This window comes from Flindersiella endophytica (assembly GCF_054779015.1).
In genome coordinates this window covers 222,408-235,176 of record NZ_BAAGYY010000015.1, presented here as the reverse complement: position 1 = coordinate 235,176, position 12,769 = coordinate 222,408, and the positions used below count along the sequence as shown (strand labels likewise).

At 70.1% G+C, this 12,769-nt stretch carries 13 protein-coding genes; 6 read left to right on the top strand and 7 right to left on the bottom strand.

What is annotated here, in order from left to right; all coding sequences use genetic code 11:
- Positions 1–49 precede the first annotated feature (49 nt).
- The 4 genes from ACYVF6_RS16710 (at position 50) to ACYVF6_RS16695 (ending at position 2,632) form a co-directional block, all read left to right on the top strand.
- Positions 50–730: a GntR family transcriptional regulator gene (locus ACYVF6_RS16710; protein ID WP_460522152.1), complete on the top strand. Its 681-nt coding sequence runs from the start codon at positions 50–52 to the stop codon at positions 728–730.
- A 49-nt stretch (positions 731–779) separates the two neighbouring features.
- Positions 780–1,259: a DUF402 domain-containing protein gene (locus ACYVF6_RS16705; protein WP_460522150.1), complete on the top strand. Its 480-nt coding sequence runs from the start codon at positions 780–782 to the stop codon at positions 1,257–1,259.
- A 39-nt stretch (positions 1,260–1,298) separates the two neighbouring features.
- Positions 1,299–1,679 carry a DUF488 domain-containing protein gene (locus ACYVF6_RS16700; RefSeq protein WP_460522148.1) on the top strand — a complete coding sequence of 127 codons (381 nt, stop codon included), beginning with the start codon at positions 1,299–1,301 and terminating at the stop codon, positions 1,677–1,679.
- Between the two features lie 68 nt (positions 1,680–1,747).
- Positions 1,748–2,632, top strand: a complete 885-nt coding sequence (locus ACYVF6_RS16695; RefSeq protein WP_460522146.1) for a phosphotransferase — start codon at positions 1,748–1,750, stop codon at positions 2,630–2,632.
- Here the strand turns inward: ACYVF6_RS16695 and ACYVF6_RS16690 are convergent.
- Both ACYVF6_RS16690 and ACYVF6_RS16685 read right to left on the bottom strand, forming a co-directional pair.
- Complete coding sequence (locus ACYVF6_RS16690; RefSeq protein WP_460522144.1) at positions 2,629–3,498, bottom strand: hypothetical protein; 870 nt, start codon at positions 3,496–3,498, stop codon at positions 2,629–2,631. The two genes, ACYVF6_RS16695 and ACYVF6_RS16690, sit on opposite strands and share 4 nt — an antisense overlap.
- A gap of 2 nt (positions 3,499–3,500) precedes the next feature.
- Complete coding sequence (locus tag ACYVF6_RS16685; protein ID WP_460522142.1) at positions 3,501–3,842, bottom strand: hypothetical protein; 342 nt, start codon at positions 3,840–3,842, stop codon at positions 3,501–3,503.
- Positions 3,843–3,926: 84 nt separating this feature from the next.
- Here ACYVF6_RS16685 and ACYVF6_RS16680 point away from each other — a divergent pair, with 84 nt between their 5' ends.
- Entirely contained in the window at positions 3,927–7,136 is a 3,210-nt protein-coding gene (locus tag ACYVF6_RS16680) for an AfsR/SARP family transcriptional regulator (protein ID WP_460522140.1), read from the top strand.
- A 19-nt stretch (positions 7,137–7,155) separates the two neighbouring features.
- On the opposite strand, the gene ACYVF6_RS16675 is transcribed toward ACYVF6_RS16680, so the two are convergent.
- The 5 genes from ACYVF6_RS16675 to ACYVF6_RS16655 form a co-directional block, all read right to left on the bottom strand.
- Positions 7,156–8,784 carry a protein kinase domain-containing protein gene (locus ACYVF6_RS16675; RefSeq protein ID WP_460522138.1) on the bottom strand — a complete coding sequence of 543 codons (1,629 nt, stop codon included), beginning with the start codon at positions 8,782–8,784 and terminating at the stop codon, positions 7,156–7,158.
- Positions 8,785–8,827: 43 nt separating this feature from the next.
- Positions 8,828–9,490, bottom strand: a complete 663-nt coding sequence (locus tag ACYVF6_RS16670) for an LppM family (lipo)protein (protein ID WP_460522136.1) — start codon at positions 9,488–9,490, stop codon at positions 8,828–8,830.
- A 115-nt stretch (positions 9,491–9,605) separates the two neighbouring features.
- Positions 9,606–10,490, bottom strand: coding sequence for a sugar phosphate isomerase/epimerase family protein (locus ACYVF6_RS16665; RefSeq protein ID WP_460522134.1), 885 nt, complete (start codon positions 10,488–10,490; stop codon positions 9,606–9,608).
- Between the two features lie 47 nt (positions 10,491–10,537).
- Complete coding sequence (locus ACYVF6_RS16660) at positions 10,538–11,362, bottom strand: SAM-dependent methyltransferase (RefSeq protein WP_460522132.1); 825 nt, start codon at positions 11,360–11,362, stop codon at positions 10,538–10,540.
- 195 nt (positions 11,363–11,557) lie between these two features.
- Positions 11,558–11,890 carry a VOC family protein gene (locus tag ACYVF6_RS16655; RefSeq protein WP_460522130.1) on the bottom strand — a complete coding sequence of 111 codons (333 nt, stop codon included), beginning with the start codon at positions 11,888–11,890 and terminating at the stop codon, positions 11,558–11,560.
- 84 nt (positions 11,891–11,974) lie between these two features.
- Between ACYVF6_RS16655 and ACYVF6_RS16650 the strand changes: the two genes are divergently transcribed.
- Complete coding sequence (locus ACYVF6_RS16650) at positions 11,975–12,679, top strand: MBL fold metallo-hydrolase (RefSeq protein ID WP_460522128.1); 705 nt, start codon at positions 11,975–11,977, stop codon at positions 12,677–12,679.
- Positions 12,680–12,769 lie beyond the last annotated feature (90 nt).

Below are 12,769 nucleotides of genomic sequence, written 5' to 3'. Positions count from 1 at the left end.
GTTGACCAGTACACTTGCCTGACCATGGATGGCATGGAAGGGCAGCGCCGTGACCAGTGATGTGAGCCTCGAGCTCGGACCGTCCTCGCTCACCGAGGCGCTCTACGAGTCCGTCCGCAAACGCATTGTGAACGGTCACATTCCGCAAGGCGCCAAGCTCACCGAGATGGGGCTGGCAACGGAATACAAGGTCGCCCGTCCGACGGCGAAGGCTGTGCTCGAACGCCTGGCGGCGCTGGGCCTGCTCCGGCGTACCGCCCACAAGACCGCCGTCGTCCCCATCCTCGACGCCGACGAGATCCGCGACCTGTTCTTCAGCCGCGCCACCGTCGAACGCGCAGCCGTCTCCCAACTCGCCACGACGGGTGAGGTGCCGGCGCCGGCCCGCCGCGCGCAGGGCGCGATGGAGTACGCCGCGCGGGAGGGCTTGTTCGAGGACCAGGTGGAGGCCGACATCGCCTTCCACTCCGCCCTGGTCGCGGCGGTCGGCAGCCGGCGGTTGGCGCGGATGCACGACCTGATCCTCGGCGAGGTCCAGCTCACGATGGGCCAGTACCAAGCGCATCGAACGGCGAAGCCCTCGACGGTGGCCGGCGAACACGCCGCCATCCTCCGCGCGATCCAAGCAGGCGACCCGGACAAGGCCGCCAAACACCTCGACCACCATCTCGGCCAGGCGGAGAAACGAGTCCTGAAGCTCCTGCAGTCGCAGGCCCAGTCGCAGTCGTAGTCGTTGTCGGCCTGGGCCGTTTGTGTGGACGCCCGAGCTCGGTGAGCCGGTGAGCTTCCGGCTCCACAAATGGGACGGGACGCCGCATCGCCAGACACCGATGGCCTACCTCGGCCGGGACGGCCATGGCTGCTGGCTCGGTCACGTGCTCACGCCTGCTGATGGCCCGGGCCGGCCGGGCGTCACGCTGATCCCGCGGCGCGGGTGCTACGTCGCCCATTTCAAGCAGCCGCCGAGCCTGAACTGGATCTACGTCGACATCACGACCGAGCCGGAGCTCGGCCACGACGGAGCCGGCTGGACTGCCACCGCGACCGACCTGGACCTCGACGTCGTCCGCCGCGAGGACGGCCGGGTCTGGATCGACGACGAGGACGAGTTCGCCGAACACGCTGCCGGCTACGGCTATCCGGCAGACGTCGTTGCCGTCAGCCGCTCCACGGCCGATGCGGTCCGGATCGCCGTCCGGGATGCGGCCGAGCCGTTCGGCACCACGTGGCGGCAGTGGATCGACCGGCTGCGGGCCTGACCAGGATCCCATCGAGGACTCTCGTTAGGGTCGGGAGGCATGAGCACCACAGCCGGCGGCATCGAGGTACGACGCGTCTATGACCTGGGCTCCGAACCCTTGCCGGGCTCGACGTTCCTGGTCGATCGGGTGTGGCCGCGGGGCGTACGCAAGGACGAGCTGCGGTTGACGGACTGGCTGAAGGACGTCGCGCCGAGCACGGAGTTGCGGCAGTGGTTCGGGCACGAGCCGGAGCTGTTCGCGCAGTTCCGGGAGCGCTATCGCCGGGAGCTGGCCGCGAACCCCGCCGGCCTCGAGCCCTTGCTGGCCGCCGCGCGCAGTGGGCCGGTCACCCTCCTCTACGCCGCCCGCGACGAGCAACACAACAACGCCGTCGTCCTGCGCGAGTACGTCCTCGAGCTCCTGGGCAAGCCCGCCTAGCCGACGTTGTCGCCGACGAAAGCAGCGGCCGGTGCCAGACTGTGGGGCGGCGGACTGGAGGGCCGGTAGTGCAGGCTGATCTTGCGGACGAAGCGCTCGTCGAGGCGGTGAACCAGGCCGCCGGTGTGCGGCTACGACCCGTCGGGCGGGCGGAGGCGGGAACGTTGGGTGGCGCGATCTTCGTCGAGTGGCCCGACGGGCGGCCCGGTGTGGTGACCCGGTTCATCGGAAGCCAAGGCGACGCCGAACGTACGGCCGGCGTCCTGGCGCACGCCCACCGGTGCGGGCTGCCCGTTCCACGTCACGATCTCGTGGTGAGGGTCGACGAGGACGTGCTCATGGTGCAGGAACGCTTGCCAGGCTCGCCGCCCGGCCGGATGAGCGGCGCGGTGGTCGATGCCGTCGTGGCGCTGAACGACCGCTTCGCCGGTCTACTCGCCGACCGGCCCGACGTTCCGCTGCTGGCCCTGTGCCTGGATCGCAGCGGTGATCCGTATCCGAGGCACGAGGTGCTGGCGGCCCACAGCGAACGCAGCCGGCGGATCCTGGACAGGATCGTCCAGGTGGGTACGCGATCGCCGCGGCAGGCAGGCGGTACGGACCTGCTGCACATCGACCTGACTCCGCCCAACCTCCTGTTCGACGACGCGGGCAGGGTCACCGGAGTCGTCGACTGGAACCTCGGCGCCTATCGCGGCGACCGTCATCTCGCGCTGGTCAAGACCCGCTTCGAGCTGGAGTGGTCGCTGCAGACCCCGAACCCGGATCGCGACGACGTTGCGGCCGCGGCACGCCTCGACGAGGTGCTCAGCGCGCGCGTCCCGGCGGACCTCCTGCAGGCCTACTGGGCGCACCGCGTCCTCTACCAGTTGCACTGGGCACTCCAGTTCTCCCCGCCGGACGTCGTCGAGTGGCACCTCCGGGTCGCCGAGGAGCGCCTGCCGTCGGTCTAGTCGGGGATGTTGACGTCGGGAGGGAGGATCTCCTTGACGTTCAGGGCTTCGTTGAGCGCGTCGAGAGCTTCGCGCACCAGAACGGACTTCTGCCGGACATCCCTCTCGAGGGTGTCGAGGTTCTCCATCATCGAGTCGATGATGTCCCAGGGCTTGGAACCCGTCAGGGCGATGCCGATCGCGGTACCGCTGAGCCTGGTGATCACACCGGCCACAGCACTCCACGGGCCTTCCGTCAGCGCGTTCACCACCAGATCCGGGACATCGGTGGCCAGGCTCTTCAAGCCCTGCAGGGCTTGCTGCTGCCGTGCCTCGGCGGTGCCGCCGAGCTGGGCGATGGTCGCGTTGACGATGTTCAGCGCCTGTTCCCTTGCATAGTTGATGATCGCGCCGTGCGACTGGATGATCAGGGTGAGTGAGGTGATGGCCTCCGCCTGGATCCGGATCGCGTCATGGGTGGCGGGCAGGTGGTTGTACTTGAACTTGAACGATGCCGAGCCCGGATCGCCGTCCCAGTCCTCGAGCTTGTCCGCGATGATGCCTTCGCGGGTGAACTTCTTGTAGAGGTCCTGCCGTGGCCCGTTGCCTGCGGTGAGCTCCTGGTAGGCGCGGTCGCAGGCGTCCACACTCGGCAGCACGAACGACTGCAAGCGGACGAACCAGTCGCTCTTCGGGATCACCAGCCGGCTGAAGTCCCTGGTCGTGTACGGCCCCCATGGGCTGATCGTGGGGTCGTCGGGCGAGATCGCCTCGGCCTTTGCAGCCTGCAAAGCGGCGGCCGCGAGCGCGTCGACCTTGTTCTCGATCGTGCGCCAGTAGGCGCCGTCGCGGAGCTCGACGATGTTGTTGGGGTCCTTGTAGGTCACGGTTACCCCTGCAGCTTCTCGAAGACGTGGTTGAGTGCCTTGGAGTGCGTGTCTTCGGTGTCTTCGTAGTGGTCGGCGCAATAGACCAACGCTCGTCCGGCCCGGTCCAGTCTCCGCACGCCCGTGTCCATGATCGAGAGCAGCCGCTGGCACACGGCGTCCCACTTCGCACCCGTCTGCTCGAACGACAACCGGCCGTCCTGCTCCTGGAACGCCGTCGCCGGAGTCAACGTCGCCGCCTGGGTGTCCCATCGGATGCGCTCCAGGGAGTCGGACATGCGCGGCCACTCCTCCTTCCCGACCTCCCGGATGCGCTTGATGTTGAACGATGCGTGGCTACTCATGTCCACCAGCCTGGGCGCCGGGCCTGGAGGCAACCTGAATCGCCGCGTACACGTTCGCAGGTGCGCATGACATGCTGGGCTGTCGTGGCGCGCATCCGGATGCTCGGACCAGTCGAGGTCGACGGCCCCGACGGGTGGACTCGCATCGGGGCGTCGAAGCAGCGTTCGTTGCTTGTCGCTCTCCTGCTCGAGGCAGGGCATCCGGTATCGGTCGAGCGGTTGAAGGACGAGGTCTGGGGCGAGCAGGTCCCGGCCGGCGCCACCAACCAGATCCACGGGTACGTCGTACGACTGCGCCGGCTGCTCGGCGACGTCGACGGTGAGCTGCTGGCCAGCCGGTCGCCCGGCTACGAGTTGCACCTCAGCCCGGACGAACTGGACGCCGGTGTGTTCGAGCGGCTGGCGCACGAGGGCGTCGAGCTCCTGCGGTCGGGTGAGCCCGGCGCGGCCGCGCGGGTGCTGGTCGAGGCGCTGGCGCTGTGGCGCGGCCAGGCACTCGCCGACGTCGAGCCATCCGCGTCCGTACGTACCGAGGTCGAACGCCTCGAGCAGCTGCGGCTGTTCGCGTTGGAGACCCGGATCGAGGCCGACCTGCGGCTCGGCCGGCATCGCGAGCTGGTGACGGAGCTGCCCGCGCTGATCGACAACAACCCGCTGCGCGAGGAGTTCTGGGCGCAGCTCATGCTGGCGCTCTACCGCTGTGGCCGGCAGTCCGAGGCGCTGGAGACGTACCAGAAGCTGTACGCAGTGCTGGACAGCGAGCTCGCCGTCCAGCCGACCCGGCAGCTTCGAGACCTGCACGAGCAGATCCTCAACGCCGACCCCGCCCTCGACCTCGAGCCGCCCGCGAACGCGCCGGAACAACCGGCCACGGACCGGCCGGTACCCCGCCAGCTGCGCGGGTTCGGTGGTGTCTTCGTCGGCCGGGAGCCGGAGCTGCGGGCACTGGACGAGGCCCCCACCGACTCCGTGCTGACCGTCATCTACGGGCCGGGTGGCGTCGGCAAGACGGCGCTGGCGCTGTACTGGGCCGGCCGGAACGCGCACCGGTTTCCCGACGGCCAGCTGTACGTCGACCTGCGCGGGTACGCCGAGGAGCCGGAGTTGTCCGTCACCGACGCGCTCGGGCAGTTGCTGCGTTCGCTCGGCATCGCCTCGGAACGGGTGCCGAGGGAGCCGGAGGAGGCTTCGGCACTGCTGCGGTCACTGCTGGCCGAGCGCCAGGTGCTCGTGCTGCTCGACAACGCGGCCGACGCCGGCCAGGTCCGCCCGTTGCTCCCCGGGCCCGGAGCCAGCCGGGCGGTCGTGACCAGCCGCAACCGGCTGCCGACGCTGGTGGCGTTGGAGCTGGCGCGGCAGATCGAGCTCGGCCCGCTGTCCTCGGTCGAGAGCACCCGGCTGCTACGACGACTGACCGAAGACCAGACAGGCCAGACAGCCCAGACAGCCCAGACAGCCCAAGCGGACCAGGCAAGCCACGCAGGCGAGCACCCAGCGCCGGACGACCTCACCGCGGAGCTCGCCGAGCTGTGCGGCCGGTTACCGCTGGCGCTGCGAGTCGCGGCCGCCCAGGTGACGGTCAACCGGTTCCGCGGGCTGTCGGGGCTGGTGTCCGAGCTGCGCCAGGTGAACCCGATCCACGGCCTGCGGCTCGCCGACGACCCGGCGGGCACGCCGCAGGCCGTACTCGACCTCTCGTACCGCAAGCTGACCGAACCCGAGCGCCGGCTGTTCCGGCTGCTCGGCGTGTTCCCGGGCGCCGACCTCAGCCTCGACGCGGCTGCCGCGCTCGCCGGTCTTGAGTGCGACGTGGCCGGCGAGCTGCTGGAAGGGCTGGCGAACCGGTGCCTGGTGGAGTACCGCGGCCCGCGTCGGTACGGCCTGCACGACTTGCTGCACAGCCAGGCCCGGGCGCTGGCCGACCGCGACGAGCCCGAGCCGGAACGCGTCCAGGCGCTGGACCGGCTGCTCGACTGGTACGTCGTGGCGGCCGGCCGGGCCGTCGAGCTCGCCTCGCCCAGTTTCGTACGGTGGGAACGCGAGCCGCCGGCGTCCGTGCGGGCACCGTTCGACGACGACGCGGGCGCGCTGGCGTGGATCGACGGCGAGCAGGCGAACCTCGTCGCGCTGACCCGGCACGCCGCCGACGCCGGGCGGCCTGGAGCGTGGCAGCTCGCCGGTGCGCTGCGCGGCGTCTACTTCCTGCGCCGCCGGTTCCCCGACGACTGGCTGGCCACCGCCCGGTCCGGGCTGGCGGCCGCCCGCGCTGCCGGGGACCTGCCTGGCAAGGCGATCTGCGAGCTCAGCCTCGGACAGGCGCTGCGGTGCGTCAGCGACTGCGAAGCCGCCGAGGAGCACATCGACCGGGCCGTCGAGCTGACCGAGCGTTCCGGCTGGCTGTCCGCGCAGGCGACGGCGCTGAACGAACGAGCCGTTCTCTGGCTCGAGCTCGGCGACGCAGGCGCGGCGATCCAGCCGTTCGAACGGGCGCTGGCCGTGCAGGACGAGCTCGGCGACACCGAAGGCAAGGCCGTACTCCGGATCAACCTGGGGCTGGCGCGGTACCAAACGGGAAACCTGCAGGCGGCGGTCACCGAGCTGGAGCAGGCGCGTGAGCTGCTGGGGGACTCCGGGTACCCGTACCGCCGGGCCGGCTGCCTGGTCAACCTCGGGCTGATCTACCGCGAGCTGGGCCGGCTCGAGGCGGCGCGCGAGTCCCTCGAGACCGCGCTGCGGCTGGAGATCCGGCTCGGCGTGGGCTCGATGCTCGTGACGGCGATGGGCAACCTCGCCAACGTGTGCCGCGACCTCGGAGACGCACGGCAGGCGCTCGACCGGTCCGACGCCGCGTTGCTGTACGCACGCGAGTCCGGATCGGAGCGGCTGCTGGCGATCGCTATGACGATTCGCAGCGAGGCGTTGCTGGCGATGGGCTGGACCGGGCTCGCGCTGCGCTATCTGTACGATGCGGTGACGCTGCACGAGTCGCTGGCGAACCCGCTGGAGCATGCCGAGGCGCTGCTGGTGCTGGCCGACGTTCACCTGGCTCGACGCGAGTTCGAGGCCGCGAGTGCCGCGGTCGGCTCCGCGAACTCGCTGGCCAGGACGGGCGGGCACCTGGCCGTACGGGCGAAGGCCACCGCGCTGCAGGCCCGGATCCGGTACGCGACCGATGACCACGCCGAGGCGGAGGCGCTGGCGCGGACCAGCCTGGACATGGCGCGGGAGACGGGTACCTGGGAGGCCGAGCGCGCCGCGTCGGCTGTGCTGGAGGCGCTGTGGTCGGCCAAATGACCGGCCGGTGAACGGCCTTCTAGGTCGGGAGTTTCCACTGCTGGTTGGCGCCGCCGCCGCAGTCCCAGATCTGTAGCTGGGTGCCGTCTTCGGTGCTCCAGTTGGTCAGGTCGAGGCACTTGCCGGCTTTGACGTTGATCAGCTGTCCGGACTGGGCGACCCACTGCTGGGCGGGCGTTCCGTTGCAGTCGTAGAGCTGGATCTTCGTGCCGTTGTCGATGCCGCCCGCGGTGGCGTCCAGGCATTTGTACATGGAGCGCAGTGAGCCGTCGGGGTAGAGCGTCCATTGCTGGTTGACGCCGCCGTGGCAGGTGTAGATCTCCACGGGTGTGCCGTTGGCCGTCTCCTCGCCCTTGACGTCGACGCACTTGTCGCCGTAGCCGACGATGGCACCGGTGGGCGGGACGGCCGGGGCCGTCTCCGTGGGAGTCGGTGTGGGGGTTGGAGTCGGCGTCGGTGTGGGGGTCGGTGTGGGTGTGGCCTTGGGCTTGGCGGACTGCGTCGGCTTGGGCGTCGAGTTGGACGTGACGTCGGCTCGTCCCTCGGTCACGAGGTCCCAGGCCACCGCGACCCCGAGTACGGCCGCGACCGCGAGCGCCGCGCCGGCGGCCCAGATCCAGAACGGGACCCTCGACCGCCGGCCCGGCGGCGGCGGAACCTCCTGCGTGGCAAGGCCTTCGGGGCGTGGAAACTGCCGCGTCGCATCGGCCGGCGGCGTCGGTGTCGGTGTCGGCGCAGCATGGCGGTGCGCCGGCGCGGGTCCTCCGGTGAGCAGGCGGTCGAGGTCGGCTCGCCGCCTTGCGATCTGGTCGTAGACCGCTGCCGGCCAGGGCCGCGGCGTCGGTGCGATGGGCGCGATCGCCTCCAGCAGCTGCGCCGGCGTGGGCCTGGCCGCCGGGTCCTTGGCCAGGCACCAGGCGACGATCCGGCGTAGCCGCGGTGGTACGAGGCTGAGGTCCGGCTGGGCGTTGATGATCGCGTTCAGCGTCGCCTGCAGGTCGCTTGCGACCGCGAACGGATTGCGGCCGGTGCAGGCGGTGACCAGGATCGTGCCGAGGCTGAACAGGTCGCTCGCCGAGGTGACCGGCCGGGCCAGCGCCTGCTCGGGCGACATGTACGACGGCGAGCCGAGGGGGAGTGCGGTGAGCGTCGTCTCGGGGTCGCCGGTGTCGATGGCGCGCACGATGCCGAAGTCGATCACGCGCAGGCCGTCGTCGGCCAGCAGCACGTTGGAGGGCTTGAGGTCGCGGTGCACCAGCCCGGCCCGGTGGATGTCGCCGAGCGCGGTCGCCAGGCGGGCCGCCAGCTGAACGGCGGCTTCCTCCGGCAGGGGACCCGACTCCAGCGCCTCCGCCAGCGACGGACCGGGTACGTAAACCGATGCCAGCCACGGCGTGGGAGCCTCCGGATCGGCTGCGATCACCGCCGCGGTGTACGCGCCCGACACCCGCCGGCACGCGTCGACCTCCCGCGCGAACCGAGCCCGGAACCCAGCGTCGGCGGCATACCTGGGATCGATCCGCTTGACGGCGACCAGTCCACCGTCCGGCCCGCTGGCGAGGTAGACCCGCCCCATGCCCCCGGAACCCAGCTCGGCCAGCAAGCGGTACGGCCCGACCCGCTCCTCCGGCACTCCCCACGGCTGCACAGCTCACCCTCCCTTCAGCCGCACAGGGTATCGGGCGAACGGGCTACCGCTCTGCCCGGCGACGCCAGGCCAGGACGCCGAGGACCAGGCCGGCGGCGATCAGGATGCCGCCGCCGATCAACGGCCAGCGCGGGCGGGAGTCAAGCGTGGAGTCGGTGGCGGCCGCGGGCTTCGGCGAAGGCGTCGAGACCGGCAGGACGGACTCGGCGCGCAGCTCGGAGGCTTCGGTGCCCTTGCCGAGCTGCCACGACACCGTACGGCCGGACAGCGAACCGTTGTGGCGTTGGACCTTCCCCGGCAGGGTGACCTTGATGTCGAACGTCATCGTCTCCAGCAGCGAGCGGGCGTCCTTCAAGGGGCGGTTCGGCCGGACGTACGCCGCCGGGTCGAGCGACAGGGAGAAGATGACACGGTTGCCTTTCCGCATCAGCTGCAACGCCTTGCCCTGGCTGAAGTCGTCGAACGAGAGGGAGCTGAACCGGATGCGCGTGCCGTACTTGCCGCCCTCGTCGTAGACGCTCTCCTCGCCCGGCGGCAGGTCCGGCAGCTCGGCCCGCCACTTCGCGAACGACTCCGCGAGCGATCCCTCCTCTTCGCTCAGCTGGCTTCGGTCGGCGAGGAGCAGCAGCTCACCGCTCACCGTGTTGTTCGGCGCGACCACCAGCGACGACCGGACGTCCAGGCAGCCGGAGAGTGCGAGCGCCAAGCCGACCAGGAGAGCCAACCTCGCCAACACATCGCCCGTTCGCCGAGCCCCGGGAGTCGCCACAGACACATAGTGGCAGCTTCCCGCGACTCAGGACGCGACGTCCAGCAGATGTCTAGGCGGCGAGCAGGGCGCGCGCGTTGGCCAGCCCGCGCTCGCAGGCCAGTCGCGGCTCCTCGAGCCCTTCGAACTCGATCGAGACGAAACCGTCGTAGCCGGACTCGGTCACCGACCGGCAGATCGCGGGCAGGTCCACGTCGCCGTAGCCGACGATCGCCCCGAGGATGTAGCGCCCACCGGCCGTCCGCAGCCATCCGTCGGTCAGCGCGAACGACTCCGGCCGGATGTAGAAGTCCTTCAGGTGTACGAACGACGCGTGCGGCAGGTTGGCCCGGACCGCCAGCAGCGGGTCGTCGTCGACGCAGAGGAAGTTGCCGACGTCCAGCGTGGTCTTGAAGTTCGGCTCGTCGACGGCCTGGATCAGCCGGCGGACGCGCTCGCTCGCGTTGATGAAGAAGCCGTGATTCTCCACGCTGGTGGTGATGCCGTACGTCGCGGCGTGCTGCGCGATCTGCTTGGACGCCTCCGCCAGCACCGGCAGCGTCGCGTCGACCTCGGCGACGCCGGCGTCCTTCAGCGCCCACGGTGTGACGTCGTGGCGGAGAAAACGCATGCCCAGCCGGTCGGCCAGCTCGACGTGGTGCTTGGCGCGCTTGACCTGGGCGTCGACGAAGGTCGGATCACCGATGAAGCTGGAGCCGATGCAGATTCCGGAGAGCTCCACCCCGGACCGCGCACTCGCCGACGCCAGCGCCTCGACCAGCGCCGGGTCGTCGTCGAGGTTCCAGTCGATGTCGCCGCTGTCCGGCGTGAGGCCGAACTGCGCGAGCTCCAGGTGATCGCCGCCATTGGCACCGATCCAGTCGAACACGTCATCCAACGTCATCGTCCCGGCGGTCATCGCCGCCCTGAAGCTGTAGGAGCTGAAACCGATCTTCACTGCCTGCCTCCGGTAGCTCTGGAGCGAACGAGTCGCGGGATCGCGGTTCAGGGCTTGCGGCCGACCGCGCAGTAGCCGAGGCGTCCGCCCTCGCTGTCGGCGGCGTCCGGGTCCTCGGCAGCCCACAAGCCGAGCCAGGTCGGCTCGGGTACGGCGCCGGGGTACGGCGGGACGATCTCGAGCCCGTCGAACAGCCCCGTGACCTCCTGCTTGCTCCGGAAGTTCATCTGCGCCGTCGAGTTGCTGTACGCCTGGACCGAGCCGCTCTCCGCTGCCGGAATCAGCTGGTCGGCCGTCGCATGCGAGATCGCGAGGAAGCTGCCGGACGGCACCGCGTCCAGGTAGGTCGAGATCAGCGCCCTCGGCTGCTCGGAGTCCTTGACGAAATGTAAGAGCGCGACACACATCAGCCCGACCGGCCGGCTGAAGTCGATCAGCTCGCGGACCTCGGGGTGGTTCAGCGTCTTGTCGGGCTCGCGGAAGTCGCCGGAGATGTAGACGACGTGCTCGGTGCCTTCGAGCAGCGACTGCGCGTGCGCGAGGATCATCGGGTCGTTGTCGACGTAGGCGACCCGGGCGGTCGGCCTGATGGCCTGCACAGCCTCGTGGGTGTTGTTCTGCGTGGGCAGCCCGGCGCCGAGGTCGATGAACTGGTCGATGCCGTGCTCGGCCGCCATCCAGCTCGCGGCCCGCTGCAGGAACCCGCGGTTGGCCCAGGCCATGTCGCTGAGGTCGAGTCCGAGGTCGAGCATCCGTTGTACGGCCTCGCGGTCGACGGGCAGGTTCTCGGTGCCGCCGAGGTAGTAGTCGTACATCCTGCCTGAGCTCGGCCGGGTCGGATCCACGCCCGGTGGAATCTCAGCTTGGCTCATCCCTGCTCCCCAATCGGCCCGGCCCTCCAAAGGCCGCCGTCGAGCTGCTCACGTGCGGACGATCAACGGCAACCGCTTCCCAACGGTAGTACATCCTGCCCAGCCCGATTCGGCACGAGCGTCTTTGGCCGGGCCTGGCCTGCTGTGGAACGTTAGGGTGCCAGACGTGCCAGCCGCGTCCGAGCCCGACCCGACTCACGGATGGTCGAGTACGCAGAACAGGTTGCCCTCGGTGTCGCGCAGCACGACGAAGTCCGCGCCCTCGGGGTACGGCCAGTCCTCCACGCGCTCCGCGCCGAGCGCCACCAGCCGGTCGATCTCGGCCTCCTGCTGCTCGGCGCTCGGCGGGCAGAGGTCGAGGTGCGTCCGGTCCCGCTGGTACAGGGCCAGGCTGGGTCCGTTCCCGTCCGGCGGAACGAGGATGTCCGGTGCCTGCGGATGAGGTGTGTATCCGAGGGCTTCCGACCAGAACGCCGCCGCCCGCTTCCAGTCCTTCGCGTTGAGGCAGATCACGCCGATTCTCACCATGTGCCCGAGGATCGCACGCCGTAGTGGACATCCTGTGTCCTCTACAACCGGCTCGTGTCGGAGCTACGCCTTAGGCTGGGCGACGTGCTGCAGCAGCTCGCCGGCCGGGTCTGGCTCTATCCCGCCGACCCGCGCGAGGACAACATCCAAGGATCCGTCGCCGTGATCGCCGATCCCACCGGAAGCATCGCCGTCGACGCCGGAAACAGCCCGGCCGTCGCCCGTGCCGTCCAGCAGGCGATCGTGGAGGCCGGCCTGCCCGCCGTCCGTACCCTCGTCTACACCCACCACCACTGGGACCACGTGTGGGGCGCGTGCGCCTGGCCCGGCGTCGAGATCGTGGCGCACGCCGCGGCCGGACCGCTGCTCGAGCACGAGGCCGCCCGGCCGTGGAGCCACGATTACCTACGTACCCAAGTTGCCGCGAACCCGTTGCTCGAGCCGAGCTTCAGCGCCCGGGCGCGGGCGATGCCGGACTGGGACGGGTTCACGATCCTGCCGCCGCACCGGACGTTCGCCGATGCGCTCGATCTCGACGGAGACGTCCGGCTGCGGCACGTCGGCGGGCAGCACGCCCCCGACTCGCTGGTCGTCGAGGTGCCCGACTCGGGCGTACTGCTGCTCGGCGACAGCTACTATCCGCCGCCATGCCACCTGCGCGGCCCGGACGACGGACCGGACCTCGCACTGGTGAGCGGATTGTTAGCCGACCGGTTCGCGTTCTACGTGGACAGCCATTCCGAACCTCACCATCGCGACGAGGTGGCGAAGCTGCTCGCAGCGTCCTGACCGCCGGCTCGCGTCGTCTTTGGTGGGGCGTCCTGGGTAGTTGGCCGACATGATGGTGTTTTCGCCGTCGCGTCGACCTGGCTGGGGAGG

Coding starts and splice junctions, on each gene's coding strand:
- ACYVF6_RS16700 (WP_460522148.1), top strand. CDS start 1,299: ATGAGCACCACAGCCGGCGGCATCGAGGTACGACGCGTCTATGACCTG.
- ACYVF6_RS16685 (WP_460522142.1), bottom strand. CDS start 3,842: ATGAGTAGCCACGCATCGTTCAACATCAAGCGCATCCGGGAGGTCGGG.
- ACYVF6_RS16660 (WP_460522132.1), bottom strand. CDS start 11,362: ATGAGCCAAGCTGAGATTCCACCGGGCGTGGATCCGACCCGGCCGAGC.
- ACYVF6_RS16655 (WP_460522130.1), bottom strand. CDS start 11,890: ATGGTGAGAATCGGCGTGATCTGCCTCAACGCGAAGGACTGGAAGCGG.